Here is a 695-nt window from a genome sequence, read left to right as displayed (position 1 = left end):
GAAAGATGCCCTTCAACGTGAATTGAACTTCCATCTCTGGCATCCCTGAGCCACGTGTCAACCTTGGAAGAATTGTCCCGAAGCACTGCGTGAATAGCACGTTCAGCGTCTTCCTTCGAGGTGAAGAATGAAATGACCGGATGCCTCTCTTTCATAAACCGGCGCTCGATATACGCTTCGGTCGGGTCAACATGCTTCAGCAGCACATGCCCACCCGCCTTGCGGTTATGCGGTGGCGCCTCATGAAGGTTGAGGTCAAGCCGGTTCTGTCGATGCGGTGAGAGAAGATTTTGGTTGGCAGGTGTCCGTGCCGGCTGACCGGTGCGTTGCACGACAGGCCGGTGGAAGTGCTCCGTGGTGATGTCGTCCTGCCTGAAGGCAAGCCGGTTTGCATTCGCCGTGGCAACGCGAATGGCCCGTGTTGCCGCGAAATGCGCTGCCGCATGCAGTATGCCAGCAGGAATCACGGCATCGGCAGCCTGACCGGCCAGATCGGCAACAGCAGGGGGCGCATGGGCCTTCAGGGCCACGGCGTGGACCGCGCGTTCGGTCAGGGTGTGCGGTTCGGTGCCATTTTTCCACGCCTGCTGTCCGGCGGCCATCATGTCGGCACCATGGGCCGCAAGCGCAATGCCGCCAACCTTGCTCAGCAGCGGCTCAGGGGCAGCCAGCAGGCCCGCGGCACCGGCCATTTC

1 protein-coding gene is annotated in these 695 nt (G+C 61.2%); it reads right to left on the bottom strand.

Annotated features, from left to right (window positions below; translation table 11 throughout):
- A partial coding sequence (locus MSKU9_RS18035; protein ID WP_227002346.1) for an RNase A-like domain-containing protein occupies positions 1–692 on the bottom strand: 692 nt, incomplete at its 3' end.
- Positions 693–695 lie beyond the last annotated feature (3 nt).

Source organism: Komagataeibacter diospyri, from assembly GCF_006538165.1.
GTDB lineage: Bacteria > Pseudomonadota > Alphaproteobacteria > Acetobacterales > Acetobacteraceae > Komagataeibacter > Komagataeibacter diospyri.
The sequence above is the reverse complement of the archived record's forward strand: the minus strand, read 5'-3'. Positions and strand labels throughout refer to the sequence as shown.